General features: G+C 66.6%; 20 protein-coding genes. 12 read left to right on the top strand and 8 right to left on the bottom strand.

Annotated elements, in window-relative coordinates:
* Positions 1-31: 31 nt before the first annotated feature.
* Positions 32-454, bottom strand: a complete 423-nt coding sequence (locus OG874_RS27455) for a DUF4267 domain-containing protein (RefSeq protein ID WP_330250001.1) — start codon at positions 452-454, stop codon at positions 32-34.
* A 114-nt stretch (positions 455-568) separates the two neighbouring features.
* Between OG874_RS27455 and OG874_RS27450 the strand changes: the two genes are divergently transcribed.
* Positions 569-1,162 carry a TetR/AcrR family transcriptional regulator gene (locus tag OG874_RS27450; protein WP_330250000.1) on the top strand — a complete coding sequence of 198 codons (594 nt, stop codon included), beginning with the start codon at positions 569-571 and terminating at the stop codon, positions 1,160-1,162.
* A gap of 55 nt (positions 1,163-1,217) precedes the next feature.
* Positions 1,218-2,678, top strand: a complete 1,461-nt coding sequence (locus OG874_RS27445) for a phytoene desaturase family protein (RefSeq protein WP_330249999.1) — start codon at positions 1,218-1,220, stop codon at positions 2,676-2,678.
* Positions 2,679-2,696: 18 nt separating this feature from the next.
* On the opposite strand, the gene OG874_RS27440 is transcribed toward OG874_RS27445, so the two are convergent.
* The 7 genes from OG874_RS27440 to OG874_RS27410 all read right to left on the bottom strand — a co-directional run bounded on the left by OG874_RS27440 (position 2,697) and on the right by OG874_RS27410 (position 9,259).
* Positions 2,697-3,617 (bottom strand): cation diffusion facilitator family transporter, encoded by a 921-nt coding sequence (locus OG874_RS27440; RefSeq protein ID WP_330249998.1) that lies wholly within the window; start codon positions 3,615-3,617, stop codon positions 2,697-2,699.
* Between the two features lie 102 nt (positions 3,618-3,719).
* The gene (manA, locus tag OG874_RS27435) at positions 3,720-4,940 is read right to left on the bottom strand and encodes a mannose-6-phosphate isomerase, class I (protein WP_330249997.1); all 1,221 of its coding nucleotides are present in this window, start codon (positions 4,938-4,940) and stop codon (positions 3,720-3,722) included.
* The gene (locus OG874_RS27430; RefSeq protein ID WP_330249996.1) at positions 4,940-6,163 is read right to left on the bottom strand and encodes a tobH protein; all 1,224 of its coding nucleotides are present in this window, start codon (positions 6,161-6,163) and stop codon (positions 4,940-4,942) included. Before OG874_RS27430 ends, manA begins: the two co-directional genes overlap by 1 nt.
* A gap of 239 nt (positions 6,164-6,402) precedes the next feature.
* Positions 6,403-7,788: a phosphomannomutase/phosphoglucomutase gene (locus OG874_RS27425; protein WP_330257439.1), complete on the bottom strand. Its 1,386-nt coding sequence runs from the start codon at positions 7,786-7,788 to the stop codon at positions 6,403-6,405.
* Positions 7,789-7,849: 61 nt separating this feature from the next.
* Positions 7,850-8,230: a DUF3499 domain-containing protein gene (locus tag OG874_RS27420; RefSeq protein ID WP_442943432.1), complete on the bottom strand. Its 381-nt coding sequence runs from the start codon at positions 8,228-8,230 to the stop codon at positions 7,850-7,852.
* Between the two features lie 97 nt (positions 8,231-8,327).
* On the bottom strand, positions 8,328-8,807 hold the full coding sequence (locus tag OG874_RS27415; RefSeq protein WP_330249994.1) for a metallopeptidase family protein: 480 nt from the start codon (positions 8,805-8,807) through the stop codon (positions 8,328-8,330).
* Positions 8,808-9,025: 218 nt separating this feature from the next.
* Positions 9,026-9,259: a WhiB family transcriptional regulator gene (locus tag OG874_RS27410; RefSeq protein ID WP_029901515.1), complete on the bottom strand. Its 234-nt coding sequence runs from the start codon at positions 9,257-9,259 to the stop codon at positions 9,026-9,028.
* 528 nt (positions 9,260-9,787) lie between these two features.
* On the opposite strand from OG874_RS27410, the gene cofD reads away from it, so the two are divergent.
* The 10 genes from cofD to OG874_RS27360 all read left to right on the top strand — a co-directional run bounded on the left by cofD (position 9,788) and on the right by OG874_RS27360 (position 18,879).
* Positions 9,788-10,786 (top strand): 2-phospho-L-lactate transferase, encoded by a 999-nt coding sequence (cofD, locus tag OG874_RS27405; RefSeq protein WP_330249993.1) that lies wholly within the window; start codon positions 9,788-9,790, stop codon positions 10,784-10,786.
* Entirely contained in the window at positions 10,783-12,147 is a 1,365-nt protein-coding gene (locus OG874_RS27400) for a coenzyme F420-0:L-glutamate ligase (protein WP_330249992.1), read from the top strand. The genes cofD and OG874_RS27400 overlap by 4 nt, the downstream gene beginning before the upstream one ends.
* An 82-nt stretch (positions 12,148-12,229) precedes the next feature.
* Positions 12,230-12,748 (top strand): NUDIX hydrolase, encoded by a 519-nt coding sequence (locus OG874_RS27395; RefSeq protein WP_330249991.1) that lies wholly within the window; start codon positions 12,230-12,232, stop codon positions 12,746-12,748.
* A gap of 218 nt (positions 12,749-12,966) precedes the next feature.
* Entirely contained in the window at positions 12,967-14,205 is a 1,239-nt protein-coding gene (locus tag OG874_RS27390) for an alkane 1-monooxygenase (RefSeq protein WP_330249990.1), read from the top strand.
* A 2-nt stretch (positions 14,206-14,207) separates the two neighbouring features.
* Positions 14,208-14,381 carry a rubredoxin gene (locus OG874_RS27385; protein ID WP_330249989.1) on the top strand — a complete coding sequence of 58 codons (174 nt, stop codon included), beginning with the start codon at positions 14,208-14,210 and terminating at the stop codon, positions 14,379-14,381.
* On the top strand, positions 14,378-14,560 hold the full coding sequence (locus OG874_RS27380) for a rubredoxin (protein ID WP_040694906.1): 183 nt from the start codon (positions 14,378-14,380) through the stop codon (positions 14,558-14,560). Before OG874_RS27385 ends, OG874_RS27380 begins: the two co-directional genes overlap by 4 nt.
* 39 nt (positions 14,561-14,599) lie before the next feature.
* The gene (locus OG874_RS27375) at positions 14,600-15,220 is read left to right on the top strand and encodes a TetR/AcrR family transcriptional regulator (RefSeq protein ID WP_330257438.1); all 621 of its coding nucleotides are present in this window, start codon (positions 14,600-14,602) and stop codon (positions 15,218-15,220) included.
* 278 nt (positions 15,221-15,498) lie between these two features.
* On the top strand, positions 15,499-16,569 hold the full coding sequence (locus OG874_RS27370; protein ID WP_330249988.1) for an alkane 1-monooxygenase: 1,071 nt from the start codon (positions 15,499-15,501) through the stop codon (positions 16,567-16,569).
* A gap of 68 nt (positions 16,570-16,637) precedes the next feature.
* A complete protein-coding gene (ahcY, locus tag OG874_RS27365) occupies positions 16,638-18,122 on the top strand; it encodes an adenosylhomocysteinase (protein WP_330249987.1) in 1,485 nt (494 codons plus the stop codon).
* Positions 18,123-18,231: 109 nt separating this feature from the next.
* Complete coding sequence (locus tag OG874_RS27360; protein ID WP_330249986.1) at positions 18,232-18,879, top strand: dTMP kinase; 648 nt, start codon at positions 18,232-18,234, stop codon at positions 18,877-18,879.
* Positions 18,880-18,892 lie beyond the last annotated feature (13 nt).

The following is an 18,892-nucleotide window of genomic DNA, read 5'->3' as shown; positions in this document are numbered from 1 at the left end:
CAGGCCCCTTCGTGGTGCGCGGCTCTGTTGGTCAGGCCGCGACCGCGGCGGGCTGGGCCGAGCGGGCGGGCACGCTGCGCTCGCGGATCAGCAGGATGCCGGTCGCGACAACGAAGACCGCCGTCAGGCCGTGCACCAGCAGCGCGGTGGCGGTGGAGCCGTGCCAGCTGAGCACGGTGAGCATGTCGCCGATCGGTACCAGCGCGATCACCAAGGTCACGATGCCGAGGGCGTATCGCTGTTTGGTGGCGAGCAGCACCAGGATGACCAGCCCGAAGACGGTGTCGCGGACGCCCTTGAGGTTCATGAACGCGACCGCGTCACCCGACGGCCATTCCGGCAGGCCGAAGCCGGTGGCGATCGTCTCCGGCGTGACCAGGTAGTTGATGCCGATGTAGAGGATGAAGGCCGCACCGATCAGGGAAAAGGCGGTGGCGATGCGCGAGATGGTCATGGGGTGCTCCTCGATGTAGGGCTCGTACCGCTGCTCTGAAATCTAGCGTCGCTAGGTGTGAGAGCAACGATAATGGAGCCTCGTTAGTTTGTCTAGCGCTGCTAGAATTTCGGTATGACCACACAGAACCGCAAGGAACGCGAACGCGCCGAACGCCATCAGCGCATCATCGACACCGCCCGCGAGCTCGCCGAAACGTCGGGCTGGGAGGCGGTGACCGTGCGCCGCCTCGCCGAGAAGATCGAATACAGCCAGCCGGTGCTCTACAGCCACTTCGCGGGTAAGGCGGCGATCGTCTCGGCCGTCGCCGAAGAAGGCATCGCCGATCTCACCACGCAGCTGCGCGAGCGGCGGGCCCACGCGAAAACCCCACTCGCGGCGCTCGAGGCCATGGTGCGCGGCTACCTGGACTTCGCGACCGAGAATCCGGCCCGCTACGACGCGATGTTCGTCCTCAACACCGAACTCACCTTCGGCAACGACGCGCCACAGGCGCTGCGCGACGCGTTCGGCGAGATCCAGAGCGCGTACGCGCCGTTCGCGGGCGATTTCGACCTGCAGGCGGGTACCGAAGTGGCCTGGAGCACCCTGCACGGCATCGCCACCCTGGATCGCAGTGGTCGGCTGGTCGACGATCTGCGTGAGGAGCGCGTGAAGGCCCTGCTCGGACAATGGACCGCGACACGACCTCAGGGATCGAATGGGTGACGCATACCTCCCGCGGTCGACGGCATCGGCCGGGTCGGCCCGGCAGAATCGAGGTATGCCAGATGTCGTCGTCGTCGGTTCCGGTCCCAACGGTCTCGCCGCGGCGGTGATCCTGGCCCGTGCCGGACTCGATATCGAGGTGCACGAGGCGGAGACCACCGCGGGCGGCGGTTCCCGCACGGCCGAGCTGACGCTGCCCGGATACCGGCATGACGTCTGCGCCGGAGCACATCCGCTGGCCTTGGCCTCGCCCGTCTTTCGTGCCTTCGACCTGGCCGCACACGGTGTCGACCTGCTCGCGCCCGAGGTGTCCTACGCGCACCCGCTCGACGGTGGCAGAGCCGGGTTGGCCTGGCGGGATCTCGACCGCACGGTGGCCGGTCTCGGCCGCGACGGCGCGAGCTGGCGGTCGCTGTTCGGGCCGATGGTCCGGCATTGGCAGTCGATCGTCGACCTGTCCATGTCGGATCTGCGGCGCCTGCCCCGGGATCCACTGACCGGTCTGCGCTTCGGTCTGCGGGTGCTGGAACAGGGATCACCCCTGTGGAATATGCGCTTTCGGGATGAGGTGGCCCCCGCACTGCTGACCGGCGTTGCCACGCATGCGATTACGCCGCCGCGCGCCGTCCCCGCCGCGGGCGCCGGACTGCTGCTCGGCACGCTCGCCCATGTCGGCGGTTGGGTGCTGCCACGAGGCGGTAGCCAGGCCATTCCCGACGCGCTGATCGCCGAGCTCGAACGCCTCGGCGGCAAGGTCAGCACCGGACACCGGGTCGACACACTCGACGAATTCGCCGGTGCGCGCGCCATCCTGCTGGATACCGCGCCCGCTGAACTGCTCCGGATGGCGGGGGACCGGTTGCCCGCGCGCTACGCGAGGGGGCTGCGCCGCTTCCGTTATGGCGGCGCGGCCTGCAAGGTCGATTTCGCGCTGTCCGGACCGGTGCCATGGCAAGCGGCGGGCTGTGAGCTCGCGGGGACACTGCATCTGGTCGGCACCCGCGCCGAGGCGATGACGGCCGAGCAGACCGTCGCCGCAGGACAACACGCGGACCGCCCATACGTACTCGCCATCCAGCCCGGTGTCGTCGATGAGACCCGTGCCCCGGCAGGCGGCCACACCCTCTACACCTACGCGCACGTGCCGAACGGCTCCACCCGCGATATCAGCGCCGCGGTGATCGCGCAGGTGGAACGGTTCGCGCCCGGCTTCCGCGACCTGATCCTCGCCGAGCATGTCGTCACCGGCGCCGAAATGCCCGCCCACAACGCCAACTACGTCGGCGGCGATATCTCGGCGGGGGCGATGACCCTGCGCCAGTTCGCCTTCCGCCCGGTCCCGCGCTGGAATCCCTACGCCACACCGCTACCCGGGGTCTACCTCTGCTCGTCCTCGACCCCACCCGGCCCGGGCGTACACGGCATGTCGGGTCTCAACGCCGCCCGACACGTGCTGCGCCAGTTCGGAATTCGCACCGACCCAAGCGATCTCGTGCGCACCCCACAGGTGCCCTGACGTCCGGCGGACGAGCCGCTAGACAGTCTGCTTGCGATAGAGGTCGGGTTCCAGATACATCACCCGCGCGGCGGGCACGGCCGCCCGGACCCTGGCCTCGGCATCATCGATGGCCGCGGCGATGTCCTCGATATCCAGATCCGGCACGATCGAGATCTTCGCCGCGACCAGAATCTCCTCGGGCCCGAGGTACTGCGTCTTGAGGTGGATCACCCGGTCGATGCGGGTGCCGTCGACCAGATTGGCACGGATCGCCTTGTCCTCCTCCGGCGTCGCGCCCTCACCGATCAGCAGGCTCTGCATCTCCACGATCAGGATCACCGCGATGATGCCCAGCAGCGCGCCGATGGCCAGCGTGCCGATGCCGTCCCAGATCGGGTCATCGGTGATCATCGTCAGGCCGACCGCCGCGAACGCGAAGACCAGACCGATCAGCGCGCCGGTGTCCTCGAGCAATACCACCGGGAGCTCTGGACTGCGCGAGTTGCGGATGAACCGCCACCAGCTGGCATTTCCCTTGAGCGGGATGGATTCCCGCATCGCCGTATTGAAGCTGAAGCCCTCCAGGCAGATCGCGATGAACAGGATGACGATCGCGACAATCGGATTGCTCAGCTCCTCGGGATGCTGGATCTTGTGCACGCCCTCGTAGATCGCGTAGATCGAGCCGAGGGTGAACAGCACCAGCGCCACGATGAACGAGTAGAAGTAGCGGTTGCGCCCGTATCCGAACGGGTGCAGTTCGTCGGCATCCTGCGCGGCGCGGCGCTGACCGAGCAGCAGCAGCCCCTGGTTGGCGGTATCGGCCACCGAGTGCACCGCCTCGGCCAGCATGGATCCCGAACCGGTGATGAACGCGCCGATGAACTTCGCCACCGCGATCCCCGCGTTCGCCGACAACGCGGCGAGAATCGCCTTCTTGCCACCACCAGCCGACATGGTTGACTACCTCCCGCTCGTATTGCCGATCTTGGCTAACTTAGCCTGTGCTCGGATCAGAGTCAGAACTCCGCCGCCCGAGCCGGCACCCGGCCGGCACCGTCAGTTGGTTCCACCGACGCACGCGCAGAACAACTGCGCATCCCCATCGACCGCCTGCGCGCGAATCTCGCTGTCGGCAGCCGATATCCATGCCGCCGCGCCGCGTTCCAACACCAGCGAAGTCCCGCCCTGCAGCAGCCGCGCCGTCCCGGCCGTGCACAGCACGATTCCGGGGCCGGCCGAGGTCAGTGGCACCTGCCCGGATCCGGCGGTCAGATCGAATCGCCGCAGCGCGAACTCGGGCGCGGGTGTGCGATACCGCACCGATCCGTCACCCGCCGGTTCCGGCAGCACCACCGGAAGCTCGATCGGCTCGAAATCCAGCACCCGCAACAACTCCGGCACATCGACGTGCTTGGGCGTGAGACCGCCGCGCAGCACATTGTCGGAGTTGGCCATGATCTCCACGCCGAGCCCGCGCAGATATGCGTGCAAATTGCCCGCCGCGAGGAACAGCCCCTGTCCCGGTTCCAGCGTCAACCGATTGAGCAGCAGCGCGGCCAGCACCCCGGCGTCGCCCGGATAGGCTTCGGCGAGTTCGAGCGTGGTCCGCGCTTCGGCAATGAACTGCCGGTTGCCCTTGCTGGACAGATAGCGCACGCAACCGTCGAGCACCTGGGGTAGTAGCATCGCGAGCACATGCTGCGGCAGCGTGATCCAGGTCGTGAACAGGGTTCGCAGTCCGGCCGAATCAGGTTGGGCGGCAAGCAGATCCGCATATGAGCGCAGGCCGGGCACATCCAATGCGCGCAACAGCTCGACGGTGCGCCGAGGCTCTCGGAATCCGGCCAGCGCCTCGAACCGATCGAGCGCCACCACCAGCTCCGGTTTGTGGTTCTCATCGCGGTAGTTGCGCATCGGCGACTGGAGCGGTACCCGCGCGCGGTTCTCCCGCTCGAATCCGGCATGCGCCTGCGCCGAACTCGGATGCGCCTGCAGCGATAGCGGTTCCTCGGCGGCGAGAATCTTCAACAGGAACGGCAGCCGACCGCCGAATTCCAGTGCGACGGTGCCGAGCTCGCGCTCCGGATCGGCCGCGACCAGCTCCAGCAGGGAGCGGGTGCTGTTCTCGAGGCGGACATACGCCGGATCGGCGGGGTGCGCGCCGAACCACAGCTCCGCCTCCGGATGTGCGGAAGGAACCGGTCGGCCGCACAGCCGAGCGAGTGCGGTGCGTGAACCCCAGGCATAGGAACGCAGCGCACCAACGAGTTCGTGCACTAGTAGCGTCCCCCGTCGAGCTGGTCGGTGGACTGGGGCGCGCCGCCGCGTGCGCCGATCAGCCGCAGATAGGCCGCGGCCATCTCCAAGCGCAGCGCGAGCACCGCGAGTTGTTCGAGTTCGCTGGCGTGGGCGAGCGTGCCGGGCACCGGAGCGCCCGATTCGTCGACTCGGGCCTGCACGGGAACCGCTGGATCGGTGAGTGAGCTGTGTAGCAGCTCCACGTCCGCGGTCACCAGGTCGGCGTCGACCAGACCCGTTCCGGCGCCGCCGAAGACGGCCAGTCTGCGGCGCGCGGCCGATTGATCCAGGTCCGCGCTGAGCACGAAGACGCGGATGCGCTCGACCGGTACGGGTCCGTCGAGTTCCTCGTCGTGGAACAGCGGATCGAAATTGGGCGCGGGTTCGCCCGCGGCCTCGACCAAGCGCGGATTGGCGGCGACGGCCTCGGCCAGGTCGACCGCGGCGGCCACCTTGCCCGCCGACTGCAACAGCACCTCGGCCGCATGCTCGGCCAGTTCGCTGGCGGCGGGGGAGTCCCCGGCGAGCACGATGCCGCGCTGCTGCATGCGCGCGGCCAGCGTCTTGGCCGGATTGTGGAAGACCTCATTGTGCGGACCGTCGCGCAACGCCTCGGCGTCGAGCACATCGGCCAGGTCCGTCAGATCGGGTACCGCCGCGCCCGAGCGGCTCGGGTCGACGATGCGCAGCACCGCGATGCAGGCCGCGAGGAAGCGCAGCAGCCGGTTGTGGTCGAGTACCGGGATCCGCGGCTCCAGCAGCGACGTCCGCCCGGCCGCCGCCGCGCGCAGCGGTCCCTCGTGCGGTGCCGCGACCACGACCTCCGCGCCCCGGCGCTGGGCCCGGTCGACGGCGTCGATCAAGCGCGGATCTCCGGCGTCGTCACCGGCGACCAGGACAACGTCCAGTGGACCGACCCACGGCGGGAGGGCGGCGACAGGGACCACAGGTAGGCCCGCGCGATCGCCGAGTGCGGCGACGATCAGGCTGGCGGCGCGTGCGGCCCGGCCTGCGCCGGAGACCAGCACCACGCTGCGTGGTCGCAGATCGGCCAGGCGCGCGAGCGCGTCCTCACCGACCGCTGCGGCGGTCGCGCGTACCTGCGCGCCACCGGATGCGGCGGAGCGCAGGGCGCCGCCGACATCAGCCGCCTCGAGTGAAGCGGCATCGTCGAGGTCGAGCACCGGTGTTCCAGCGATCATCGGGCGTCCCACCTCCCCTCATCGCGCTGTGTGCGGTCCCGCCCTGCTCCCACCCGGGCTGTCGACTCTGCGATATCGACTCGGGCACCCAGGTCGGGCGAATCCAACGTCTGTGATTCCACTATTCCAGTCAGGAGCCGACGATGCTCATGATCTCGGCATCGGGCTGAGCCATCTACTTCCCCGGTCGTCGAATCCTGAGCATGTGATTCCATTCCGCCGTAATTCCACTATCCCAGTCAGGAGCGGACGACGCTCAGGATCTCGGTTACGAGTACGTCTACTTCCGCCGCTGACCGGGCCTCGACGTTCAGCCGCAGCAACGGTTCGGTATTCGACGCGCGCAGATTGAACCAGGCGTCGTCGGCGAGTTGCACGGTCACCCCGTCCAAGCGGTCCACCGAGATGGCTCGATCCGCGAACGCTTGCACTACAGCCATCGTCCGCTCCTTCGCGTCCGCCACGGTTGAGTTGATCTCTCCGGAGGCCGCATACGTTTCGTAGGACGACATGAGCTCCGAGATCGGCCGATCCTTCTCGCCCGGACCTTTCTCGCCCAGCGCGGCGAGCACATGCAATGCCGCGAGCATGCCGGAATCGGCGCCCCAGAAATCGCGGAAGTAGTAGTGCGCGGAGTGCTCGCCGCCGAATACCGCGCCGGTGGCCGCCATCTCCTGCTTGATGAATGAATGCCCGACCCGGGTGCGCACCGGGGTGCCGCCGAGCTCGTGCACGAGTTCGGGCACCGCGTGCGAGGTGATCAGGTTGTGGATGATGACCGCGCCCGGCTCCTTGGCCAGTTCCCGCTCGGCGACCAGCGCCGTGATCGCCGACGGCGAAATCGGGTCGCCGTTCTCGTCCACCACGAAGCAGCGGTCGGCGTCGCCGTCGAAGGCCAGGCCGATATCGGCGCCGGACTTGCGGACCAGGTCCTGCAGATCGACCAGATTCTTCGGATCGAGCGGATTGGCCTCGTGATTGGGGAACGTGCCGTCCAACTCGAAGTACAGCGGCACCAGGGTCAGCTTCGCCACGGTGCCGAGCACCTCGGGCACGGTGTGCCCGCCCATGCCGTTGCCCGCGTCCACCGCGACGGTGAGCGGGCGGATCTCATCGAGATCGACCAGCCCGCGCAGGAACTTCGCGTAATCGGCCAGCAGATCGACCTCGGTGGTGCTGCCCGGTGCGCCGTCGTAGGCGGGGACGCCGTTGACCACCTCGTCCTTGATGGTCGCCAGGCCGGTGTCCTGGCCGACCGGAAGGGCCTTCGCGCGGCACAGTTTGATGCCGTTGTAGCGGGCCGGATTGTGGCTGGCGGTGAACATCGCGCCGGGGCAGTCGAGGTGACCGGAGGCGAAGTACAGCTGATCGGTCGAGGCGAGTCCGATGTGCACCACGTCGAGACCCTGACCGAGCACGCCGTCGGCGAACGCAACGGCCAGTTCCGGTGAGGACGCACGCATATCGTGTCCGATAACCGCGCGGGTCGCGCCCTCGGCGCGCATCAACCGCGCGAACGCGGCGCCGACATCCTTGACGAATTCTCCGTCGATCTGTTCACCGACGACACCGCGAACGTCGTAAGCCTTGATCACCGCGTTCACGAATTCGGCAGAGCGGGCCACTGTCATGAGCACCACCCTAGTGGCTCCCACCGACACCGCTGACACGGTCCTCGTCCCGAGGTCAGCTGGGCGGGTCCGGGAGTACGCGAAGGTGTCCGCGGCGGCCGGTGCGAGTGGCACGCGGCGGGGGCGGGGCGTAATCGGCGTAGCCACGCTGGTCGTGCTCCGGGGGACGGCGGCGCAATCCGGCCTCGCGGACCGCTTCGGCCAGGGCCGTCAGATCGTCGTCATCCGGTGTGCTGGAAGAGAATCCGCCCTCGTGGCGAACCATCTCCCAACCCTTCGGCGCGGTGATTCGGGAACCATGTGTTTCGCAAAGATCCCAAGAATGCGGTTCGGCCACCGTCGCCAGTGGTCCGACGACTGCGGTCGAATCGGAGTACACGTAGGTCAGCGTCGCAACAGCGGGATTCTTGCAACCTGGTCGGCAGCAACGACGCATGGGGATCACGCCGATGAGAGTAACGCGCTCGACGCCCCGATGTGCTCAGACACGCTAAGGATTCGGCGTTTTGGGGCGGGAGATCACCCTTGTCCGGTTACGCGCCTTCGGGATCGATGAGGTCCGGATCGACGCCCAGATAGGTGGCGATCTGCTGGACCAGTACCTCGCGAAGCAGATCGACGAGATCGTCGGGATCGCCCGCGCGGAGTTCGAGTGGCTTGCGGAACAACACGACTCGCGCACGAGTGGCCACGCCGTGCCGGTCGACGCCGGCCGGGATGAGGCGCGACAGGGGCACCGGTCCGTCGGCCACCACCTCGTCCGGCCAGGTAACCGAATCCGGGTGCAGCGGACGGATTTTCGGCACATCGTCGACCGCGATATCGAGCTTGGTGAGCCGATCGTGCCAGCGGGTGTCCAGTGGTGCGAACGCCTCCAGCACCAACCGGTCGAACTGCTGCCCACGAGTGCGCCACGCGGGCACAGTGGGTGGGAGCATCGGCCCACGCACCCCGCGCCCACGGCGGATGACCGAACGTGCGGTCGGTGGACGACGATTACGTGAACGGGCCATGACTAAAACTTAGTCAGCCCGCCTCTGCCATGCGCATCGAGGCGGGCTCATCCGCCTCCCCGAGCCTCAGGCCGACAAGTCGGTGCCTCGTCAGCCGCGCTCCGGGCCGACGGTCGTTCGCGACTCGGCTGCTGGGCGTGCCCCAGGAGTTACCCATGTGCTCACGAAATCAGATGTCGCCTGAGCGATTGGGTAACCCTGGGGGTCGCCAGAGTCTGCTAGCCGATGCCGCGCTTCAGGCGGCGCCGCTCTCGTTCGGAGAGGCCGCCCCAGATACCGAAGCGTTCATCGTGTGCGAGTGCGTATTCCAGGCACTCGTCGCGTACCTCGCAGCCCATGCAGATCCGTTTGGCCTCACGGGTCGAGCCGCCCTTCTCGGGGAAGAACGCCTCCGGATCGGTCTGTGCGCACAGGGCACGTTCCTGCCACTGCTCCTCGATCGACTCGAACATCTCATCGAAGCCCGTCACGACCAAGCTGAGCCGGGGTGCTGTCACTCCGTCGGTCATCTCAGGTCCGATCCGGTCCGGTTCGATCCGGCCGATCTCTGCGCAGACGCCACGTGCTGCGCCTGCTGTGGAATCGGTTTGCGATACGCCGCCCGGCATGCCCGAAGGGGCCAGCTCATTGGCCATCGCTCCGCCTCCTCACTGTGTGTTAGCGCAGAATGATTCTTTTCCGTCGGACCAACACGCATACCGACGGCCCTACCCCGCGACGTTGTCCCGCGGACATCCCCGAGCTTGTCATCCCGATGCGAACATGTGTTCGAAAAGCCATCCGCGCCTTGAACTCTCGCGCGAACCGAAATGACATGACTGTGATTAGACACGCCGAACGTGTCGATGGTCAAGCCGCCGTCGCAATTCCGTTACTATCCGCTACCGCTTTCCGAACTGATCTTGAACCATGGAATAGCAAATGACCGGCAAATATGGGATGAACGGCGGCCGCTCCGGCAGCGCATAGGCTGTGTCGATGTGACTCCACAACAAGCGGACAGCACAGCCGCCAGTGGGCCCAAGATCGCCGTCCTGGTGGGCGGGGTCGGTGGCGCACGCTTCCTTCAGGGCGTCCGGGAACTACTGCCCGATGCGGATGTTTCCGCCATCGTCAATGTCGGCGACGACGTCTGGATGCACGGCCTCCGAATCTGCCCCGACCTCGATACCTGCATGTACACCCTCGGCGGCGGGATTGATACCGAACGCGGCTGGGGCCGGGTCGGGGAAACCTGGCATGCCAAGGAGGAACTGGCCAAATACCATGCCCAGCCCGATTGGTTCGGGTTGGGGGATCGCGATATCGCCACCCACTTGGTTCGGACTGAAATGTTGCGTGCCGGGTACCCGCTCTCCGCGGTCACCGAGGCGTTGTGCAACCGGTGGCAGCCGGGCGTAAAACTGATCCCGGCTACCGATGATCGCTGTGAAACACATGTCGTTGTCAGCGACCCCGACAACCCTGGCGAACGCCGCGCGATCCATTTTCAAGAGTGGTGGGTTCGCTATCGCGCGGACATCGAGACGCACGGATTCGCCACAATTGGGGCAGACGACGCCAAACCGGCGCCAAATGTGACGCAGATCATATCCGACGCCGATGCCGTCCTACTGGCCCCGTCCAACCCGGTGGTGAGCATCGGCGCCATCCTCGCGGTGCCCGGTATTCGCGGCGCGCTGCGCACCACCGAAGCCAAGGTGATCGGGATTTCCGGCGTGATCGATGGGAAACCGTTGCGCGGTATGGCTGATGAATGCCTATCGGTGATCGGCGTCGAGACCACCGCCGAGGCGATCGGGCGGCACTACGGCGCGCGCTCGGCCACCGGGATCCTGGACGGCTGGCTGATCCACAGCACCGATACCGCGGATGTACCCGGCGTCGAGGTGCGTAGCGTGCCGTTGTTGATGACCGATCCGCCGACCACCGCCGAGATGGTGCGGGAGGCGTTGGACCTCGCCGGGGTGAAACCATGAATGTGCAAGCGCCGTTGACAGGACCCGCCGATCACGCCGCGGGGGAATTGCGGATTCTGCCGATCACCGGACTACCGGAGTTCCGCCCGGGTGACGATCTCGCCGAGCACATCGCCGGGTGCGCGCCGTGGCTGGCCGACGGCGACATCCTGGTTGTCACGAGCAAGATCGTCGCGAAGGTCGAGGGGCGCATCGTCGAGGCGCCGCTGGATCCGGCGGAGCGCGATACCGCGCGCCGCGCGCTCGTCGAGCAGGAGGCGGTGCGCGTGCTCGCGCGCAAGGGCCGGACGCTGATCACCGAGAACAAGCTCGGCATCGTTCAGGCCGCCTCCGGGGTGGATGGCTCCAATGTCGAACAGGGTGAACTCGTGCTGCTGCCATCCGATCCGGATGCCAGCGCGAAGGCACTGCGTACCGCGCTCGCCGAGCGGCTCGGCGTAGACGTCGCGGTGGTCATCACCGACACCATGGGCCGGGCCTGGCGCAACGGTCAGACCGATACCGCCATCGGCAGTGCCGGCCTGCGGGTGTTACACGACTACGCGGGCGCTATCGATGGCCAGGGCAACGAACTGCAGGTCACCCAGGTGGCGGTGGCCGACGAACTCGCCGCCGCGGCGGATCTGGTGAAGGGCAAGCTCGGCGGCGTCCCGGTCGCGGTGGTGCGCGGGCTGCCGGTCACCGACGACGGGTCGAGTGCGGCGGATCTGCTGCGCGGGGGCACCGATGATCTGTTCTGGCTCGGCACCGCCGAGGCGATCGAACGGGGCCGCGGTGAGGCGCTGTTGCTGCGGCGTTCGATCCGGCAGTTCGCCGACACCCCGGTCGATCCCGAACGCATCCGGGCCGCGGTCGCCAAGGCGCTGACCGCACCCGCGCCGCATCACACCAGGCCGGTGCGGTTCGTCTGGGTCCGCAAGTCCGGGCTGCGCGCGCAGCTGTTGGAAGCGATGGCCGAACAATGGCGTGCCGATCTCACTGCGGACGGACTCGACCCGGAGCGGGTGGAGCGCCGAATCGGGCGCGGCCGAATTCTTTTCGACGCGCCAGAGGTGATCATCCCGTTCTGCGTGCCCGACGGTGCGCACGACTATCCGGACGAACGTCGGCGCGGCAATGAACGGACCATGTTCACCGTCGCGGTGGGCGCGGCCGTGCAGGGGCTGCTCGTCGCGTTGGCCACCGAGGGCATCGGCAGCTGCTGGATCGGATCGACCATCTTCGCTCCGGAGGTCACCCGCGATGTCCTCGGCCTCGACGCCGACTGGAACCCATTGGGCGCCATCGCGATCGGCCACCCGTTGGAAGAACTCACCCCCCGCCCGGTCTTCGGCCCGGGCCCCGGCCTGGTCGAGCTGTGATCGGTAACCTCGCACCCGCTATCGGCCGCCGCACCCGTTGTCGAGGCCGGCGGATGCGCTTGCCGCGAAGAGGTGCGGATCTGTGAGTGCGAGTTCGCTGCACGCGTCGGCAACGGAGCTGCTCGAATCCTGGTGTCCGGCAGGGGGTTCGGATGCGTCGCTGCGGGAGGCGATGTTGGCGTTCCTCGGGTCGGCGCCGCGGGGGTGTTTGCGTGAGCACGCCCCGGGGCATATCACCGCCTCGGCCGTCGTCTTCTCACACGACCGGCGCGAGGTGCTGCTGACGCTGCATCCGCGGGTCGGGCGCTGGATCCAACTCGGCGGGCACTGCGAGGAGGGCGACGAGACGGTGGCCGCCGCCGCGTTGCGCGAGGCGACCGAGGAGTCGGGCATCACCGAACTCCGGATGGATCCGGAGCTATACGGCGCGCAGGCGCATCCGATCACCTGCTCGCTCGGCGTCCCGACCCGGCACCTCGATCTGCTGTTCCGGATCGTGGCCCCGCCCGGTGCCGTCCCGATCCGCAGCCACGAATCCACCGACCTGCGCTGGTGGCCGATCGACGCCCTGCCCGCCAACGCCGACGTCTTGCTGCGCTGACCTGTCATAGACCGAGCGCACGTGTCACGGAAACCCGAGGCACGTGCGCTTCGTCGGGTCGGGGCCCGCACGCTCCTTATCGATCGTCCGATTTGCCGTTTCCGCCAGTCTTTACAAAATGACCAATTTGTCTAGACAGACGACAAGTTGATCTCTAATGTCAACTTTGGTGGTACTGCGCATCACATGTGATGTGCTGCTCGGATGAGGAGACAACGATGTCCACGGAAACCCATACGTCCGACCGTCAGGTCGCGGCGACCGACTGGCGCGACCGCAAGCGATACATGTGGCTGTGGGGGCTGTTCGCGCCGACCGGCCTGTTCACCATCGCCCTGCCGCTGATCTGGGCGTTCAACGAATTCGGCTGGCACAGGCTGGCCCAGGTCCCGTTCTGGCTCGGCCCGGTGCTGGTCTACGTGCTGATCCCGCTGGCCGACATCTTCTTCGGCCCGGACGGCGACAACCCGCCCGACGAGGTGATGGAGTACCTGGAGAACGACAAGTACTACCGCTACCTCACCTACCTCTACCTGCCGTTCCAGTACGCGACGCTGATCCTGGCGGCCTACCTGATCACCGCGGACAACGTGAGCTGGCTCGGCATCGACGGCGGGCTGCACCTCGTCGACAAGATCGGCCTGGCGCTCACCGTCGGCATAATCGGCGGCATCGGCATCAACACCGCCCACGAACTCGGCCACAAGAAGGTCGATCTAGAACGCTGGCTGTCGCGGATCGCACTGGCCCAGTCCTGCTACGGCCATTTCTACATCGAGCACAACCGCGGCCATCACGTGCGCGTCGCGACGCCGGAGGATCCCGCGAGTTCCCGTGTCGGCGAATCGTTCTGGGCCTTCTGGCCGCGTACGGTGTGGGGCGGATTCCGCTCGTCCTGGCGGCTGGAGAAGATCCGGCTGGAGCGGCTCGGCAAGAAGCCGTGGAGTCCGCGGAACGAAGTGCTGAGCGCTTGGCTGATGTCGGTTGCGCTGTATGCGGTGCTGATCGCGGTGTTCGGGATCGGTCTGCTGCCGTACCTGATCCTGCAGGCGGTCGTCGGATTCAGCCTGCTGGAGGCGGTCAACTATCTGGAGCACTACGGTCTGGTCCGCCAGCGCACAGCGTCCGGCCGATACGAACGGCCCGCCCCGGTGCACAGCTGGAACAGCGACCACATCGTTACCAACATCTTCCTGTACCACCTGCAGCGGCACAGCGATCATCACGCGTACCCGACCCGGCGCTACCAGACCCTGCGCAGTTGGGATGGCGCGCCGAATCTGCCGAGCGGCTACGCCAGCATGATCCTGCTGGCCTACTTCCCGCCGCTGTGGCGGCGCGTAATGGACAAGCGCGTGCTCGCGCACTACGGCGGCGATATCACCCGCGCTAATATCCATCCGGCCAAGCGGGACAAGGTGATCGCCCGTTACGGAGCTGCGGGCTCGGGAGCGTAGTGATGAGTGCGTTTCGTTGCCCGGTTTGCGATTACGTCTACGACGAGCTGAAAGGCGCGCCACACGAAGGGTTTCCGGCGGGCACTGCGTGGGAAACCGTTCCCGACGACTGGTGCTGCCCCGACTGCGGTGTGCGCGAGAAGATCGACTTCGAACCTGTAGGAGTCCGAAAATGAGCGAATACAAGCTGTTTCAATGCATCCAGTGCGGCTTCGAGTACGACGAGGCCAAGGGCTGGCCGGAGGACGGGATCGAGCCCGGCACCCGCTGGGACGATATTCCCGACGACTGGTCCTGCCCGGACTGCGGCGCGGCCAAGGCCGACTTCTACATGGTCGAGATCGAACGGTCGTGAATTTTGACTGCGGTAACCACCCGTGACAACCTCGCGGGTATGCCGCGCACCGGACCGAGGGTTTCCTATCAGGAGGCAGCGCGGGACCTCCTGCGCACCTCTGTGCTGGATTCGATGCGCGAGCTGCTCACCGAACGGGACTGGTCGAAGATCACCCTCGGCGACGTCGCCACCCGGGCCGGGGTGAGCAGGCAGACCCTCTACAACGAATTCGGTTCGCGCGCCGGGCTGGCGCAGTCCTACGCGCTGCGCCTGGCCGACGATCTGGTCGATCACGTCGGCGCCGCCATCGACGGCAATGTCGACGACGCGCGCGCCGCGTTCGAAGAGGGGCTGCGCGATTTCTTCCAGGCGGCCGCCGCCGACCCGCTGGTGCGGTCGCTGCTCGCGGGTGAGGTGAAGCTGGATCTGTTGCGGCTCATCACCCTTGATGCCGAGCCGTTGCTCGAGCATGCCACCGCGCGGCTGTCCATCGCGTTCCAGCACAGCTGGGTGCGGGCGACGGCCATCGAATCGGATGTGCTCGCGCAGGCCCTCGTGCGCATTGCGTTGAGCTACATCCCCACGCCGCCCGCACCGGGACGCAATGCGCCCGCTGAGTTGAGTGCCGTATTCAGTCCGTACGTCGAGGCAATCCTGGCGGCCCGGGAGCGGCGCTAGCACGCCGCGCACGGCTCTTGCGCGATTGCGACGAGTGTGCGGTGATCATGATCACATGCAAACGTGCTTAAAAACCGACTGGCTGGCATGTAACCGCTGTCACCGTTGGGGATAAATCTGAGATGTAACGGACGTAAAGTCTATCTGTATTGTCATTCGTCAGAATTGGGTTCTTATTTAGCGGGGCAAACGTGCAAACGGTTGGCAAACCGGCCGGGTCTCCAGACCCCAAACGCCATCTGTGGGTTCTCGGTCTGATCGCTCCTGCGTGCGCATTGTTGCCCTCGCAACTCGTCCTGCGGACCGGCGCCCCCGTCTTCTGGTGGATCGGGCCGGTCATCATTTTGATCGCGATCCCGTTGCTGGACTGGATAGTCGGCGAGGACGGCACCAATCCGCGCGACGAGGATTACGAGTTGCTGTCCAACGACCGCTACTACCGGTGGTGCACCTATCTGTTCCTCCCGATCCAGCTGACCGGCCTGGGGATCGCCGCCTACATGTGGGCGGGCGAAGAGTTGCGCGTGGTCGACAAAGTGGGACTCGCGGTCACTCTCGGGTTCGTCAGCGGTATCGGCATCAACGCGGCGCATGAACTGGGGCATCGGGCCGAGCATCTCGAGCGTTGGCTGGCCAAGATCGCACTGGCACAGTCCGGATACGGGCACTTCTTCGTCGAGCACAACCGTGGCCACCATGCCCGGGTGGCGACGCCGGCGGATCCGGCCAGTGCCCGGATGGGCGAGTCGCTGTGGGAGTTCTTGCCGCGCACCATTTCCGGTGGTATCCGCTCGGCGGTGTCGCTGGAACGTGAGCGGCTGACGCGCAAGGGCCTCCGCTGGTTCAGCGTGCACAACCACATCTTGCAGGCATGGGCGATGAGTGCGGCGTTGTTCGGCACCCTGCTCGCAGTGTTCGGTTGGCACATACTGCCGTATTTGGTGGTGCAGGCAGCGCTCGGTATCGCACTGCTGGAGACGGTGAACTACGTCGAGCACTACGGGCTGCTGCGGGCGCGTCGACCCAACGGTCAGTACGTGCGCTGCTCGCCGCGCGACAGCTGGAACAGCGACCATCTCGTCACCAATATCTTCCTGTTCCACCTGCAGCGACACAGCGACCACCACGCGAATCCAGGCCGCCGCTACCAGACCCTGCGTAGTTCGATGCAGGCGCCGCAACTGCCCGCCGGTTACCTCAGCATGATCGTGTTCGCGGCCATCCCACCGCTGTGGCGCGCCATCATGGATCACCGCGTGCTGGCCCATTACGGCGGCGACATCACCCTTGCGAATATCCAGCCGCGTAAGCGCCGTCGGATCCTGATGACCTACGGTGTGACCGCGTAGTTCATCTCGGCCCGCAGCGGTTAGCCTTATCTCGGTACTGACGAACCAGGAGAGGCTGATAGAGGCAGATGACGACCTCAGAACTTCCCGCACGCACGTCCCTGACCGCCGATGTCCGCAACGGCATCGAGTACAAGGTGGCGGACCTGGCGCTGGCCGAATTCGGCCGCAAGGAGATCCGCCTCGCCGAGCACGAGATGCCCGGCCTGATGGCACTGCGCCGCGAGTACGCGGAGGTGCTGCCGCTGCGGGGCGCGCGCATCTCCGGTTCGCTGCACATGACCATCCAGACCGCGGTGCTCATCGAGACCCTGACCGCGCTGGGCGCGGAGGTGCGGTGGGCCTCGTGCAACATCTTCTCCACCCAGGACCATGCCGCCGCGGCCATCGTCGTCGGCCCGCACGGCACCGTGGACGAGCCCAAGGGCACCCCGGTCTTCGCCTGGAAGGGCGAGACCCTGGAGGAGTACTGGTGGGCCGCCGAGCAGATGCTGACCTGGCCGGGCGAGCCCGCCAACATGATCCTCGACGACGGCGGCGACGCCACCATGCTCGTGCTGCGCGGCGCGCAGTTCGAGAAGGCGGGCCTGGTGCCGCCGGAGGACGAGGATCATTCGGCCGAGTACAAGGTCTTCCTGAACCTGCTGCGCGAGCGCTTCGAGACCGATAAGACCAAATGGGGCAAGATCGCCGAATCGGTCCAGGGCGTCACCGAGGAGACCACCACCGGTGTGCTGCGGCTGTACCAGTTCGCGGCCGCGGGCGAGTTGGTGTTCCCGGCGATCAACGTCAACGACTCGGTCACCAAGTCCAAGTTCGACAACAAGTACGGCACCCGCCACTCGCTGATCGACGGAATCAACCGGGGCACCGACGTATTGATCGGTGGCAAGAAGGTGTTGATCTGCGGCTACGGCGATGTCGGCAAGGGTTGCGCGGAATCGCTTGCGGGACAGGGCGCCCGGGTGCAGGTCACCGAGATCGACCCGATCAACGCGCTGCAGGCGCTGATGGACGGCTACGACGTCGTCACTGTGGAAGACGCGATCGGCAACGCCGACATCGTGATCACCTCGACCGGCAACAAGGACATCATCACCCTCGCGCACATGAAGGCGATGAAGGACCAGGCCATCCTCGGCAATATCGGTCACTTCGACAACGAGATCGATATGGCGGCGCTGGAGCGTTCCGGCGCAACGAAATTGAATATCAAGCCGCAGGTCGACCTGTGGACGTTCAAGGAGTCCGGCAAGTCGATCATCGTGCTCTCCGAGGGCCGGCTGCTCAATCTCGGCAATGCGACCGGACATCCGTCGTTCGTGATGTCGAACAGCTTCTCCAACCAGGTGATCGCGCAGATCGAACTGTGGACCAAGCCGGACGAGTACGACAACGAGGTCTACCGCCTGCCGAAGCATTTGGACGAGAAGGTTGCTCGCATCCACGTCGAGGCGCTCGGCGGCACCCTGACCAAGCTCACCAAGGATCAGGCCGAGTACATCGGCGTCGACGTCGAGGGCCCGTACAAGCCCGACCACTACCGCTACTGATCCGCGGTCTGAATGCCGGGTGCCCCGCCGACCTCCCCGGTCGGCGGGGCACCGTCAGTTCGGCCCCCTGACCTCGGAGAACTAGAGGTCGGGCGGTAGCCTGCTCGCCATGAGCGTGTTGATTGCGGTCGAAGGGCTCGACGGTGCCGGGAAGCGGACGCTGATCGACGGCGTCGTCGCGGACCTGCGCGCCCGGGGGCTGCGGGTGGACACACTCGCCTTTCCACGCTACGACCGGTCGGTGCATGCCGATCTGGCCGCCGAGGCATTGCGCGGCGCACACGGCGATCTGGCCGCCTCGGTGAGCGCGATGGCGTTGCTGTTCGCGCTCGATCGGGCCGATGCCCGAGACGGGCTGTCGAAGTTGTTGGCGGACAACGACATCGTCATCCTGGACCGCTACGTCGCCTCCAACGCGGCCTACAGCGCGGCCCGGTCGAGTCAGGCCGCGGACGGCGAAATCGTCGACTGGGTAGGCGAATTGGAGTTCGATCGGTTCGCCGTGCCGGTGCCCGCCCTGCAGGTGTTGCTGGATGTGCCGACAGAGGTCGCGGCCGAGCGCGCGCGCAAGCGCGGCGAGTTGGACGCGAGCCGGGCACTTGACGCCTACGAACGTGATGGCGGACTGCAGAATCGGACCGCGGCGGTGTACCGTGAGCTGGCCGAACGGGACTGGCGCAGCCCGTGGTGGGTATTCCGATCCGATGACGATCCAGCATCGTTGGCCGCGCGAATTGCCGAAATTGTTGCCCGATAAGGTTGGATGTGCG

Source organism: Nocardia sp. NBC_00565 (assembly GCF_036345915.1).
GTDB lineage: Bacteria > Actinomycetota > Actinomycetes > Mycobacteriales > Mycobacteriaceae > Nocardia.
The sequence above is the reverse complement of the archived record's forward strand: the minus strand, read 5'-3'. Positions and strand labels throughout refer to the sequence as shown.

Excerpts from the sequence above, each read along its gene's own strand:
- OG874_RS27455 (WP_330250001.1), bottom strand. The coding sequence starts at position 454 with ATGACCATCTCGCGCATCGCCACCGCCTTTTCCCTGATCGGTGCGGCC.
- OG874_RS27450 (WP_330250000.1), top strand. The coding sequence starts at position 569 with ATGACCACACAGAACCGCAAGGAACGCGAACGCGCCGAACGCCATCAG.
- OG874_RS27445 (WP_330249999.1), top strand. The coding sequence starts at position 1,218 with ATGCCAGATGTCGTCGTCGTCGGTTCCGGTCCCAACGGTCTCGCCGCG.
- OG874_RS27440 (WP_330249998.1), bottom strand. The coding sequence starts at position 3,617 with ATGTCGGCTGGTGGTGGCAAGAAGGCGATTCTCGCCGCGTTGTCGGCG.
- OG874_RS27430 (WP_330249996.1), bottom strand. The coding sequence starts at position 6,163 with ATGATCGCTGGAACACCGGTGCTCGACCTCGACGATGCCGCTTCACTC.
- OG874_RS27420 (WP_442943432.1), bottom strand. The coding sequence starts at position 8,230 with ATGCGTCGTTGCTGCCGACCAGGTTGCAAGAATCCCGCTGTTGCGACG.
- OG874_RS27415 (WP_330249994.1), bottom strand. The coding sequence starts at position 8,807 with ATGGCCCGTTCACGTAATCGTCGTCCACCGACCGCACGTTCGGTCATC.
- OG874_RS27410 (WP_029901515.1), bottom strand. The coding sequence starts at position 9,259 with ATGTTCGAGTCGATCGAGGAGCAGTGGCAGGAACGTGCCCTGTGCGCA.
- OG874_RS27400 (WP_330249992.1), top strand. The coding sequence starts at position 10,783 with ATGAATGTGCAAGCGCCGTTGACAGGACCCGCCGATCACGCCGCGGGG.
- OG874_RS27390 (WP_330249990.1), top strand. The coding sequence starts at position 12,967 with ATGTCCACGGAAACCCATACGTCCGACCGTCAGGTCGCGGCGACCGAC.
- OG874_RS27385 (WP_330249989.1), top strand. The coding sequence starts at position 14,208 with ATGAGTGCGTTTCGTTGCCCGGTTTGCGATTACGTCTACGACGAGCTG.
- OG874_RS27380 (WP_040694906.1), top strand. The coding sequence starts at position 14,378 with ATGAGCGAATACAAGCTGTTTCAATGCATCCAGTGCGGCTTCGAGTAC.
- OG874_RS27375 (WP_330257438.1), top strand. The coding sequence starts at position 14,600 with ATGCCGCGCACCGGACCGAGGGTTTCCTATCAGGAGGCAGCGCGGGAC.
- ahcY (WP_330249987.1), top strand. The coding sequence starts at position 16,638 with ATGACGACCTCAGAACTTCCCGCACGCACGTCCCTGACCGCCGATGTC.
- OG874_RS27360 (WP_330249986.1), top strand. The coding sequence starts at position 18,232 with ATGAGCGTGTTGATTGCGGTCGAAGGGCTCGACGGTGCCGGGAAGCGG.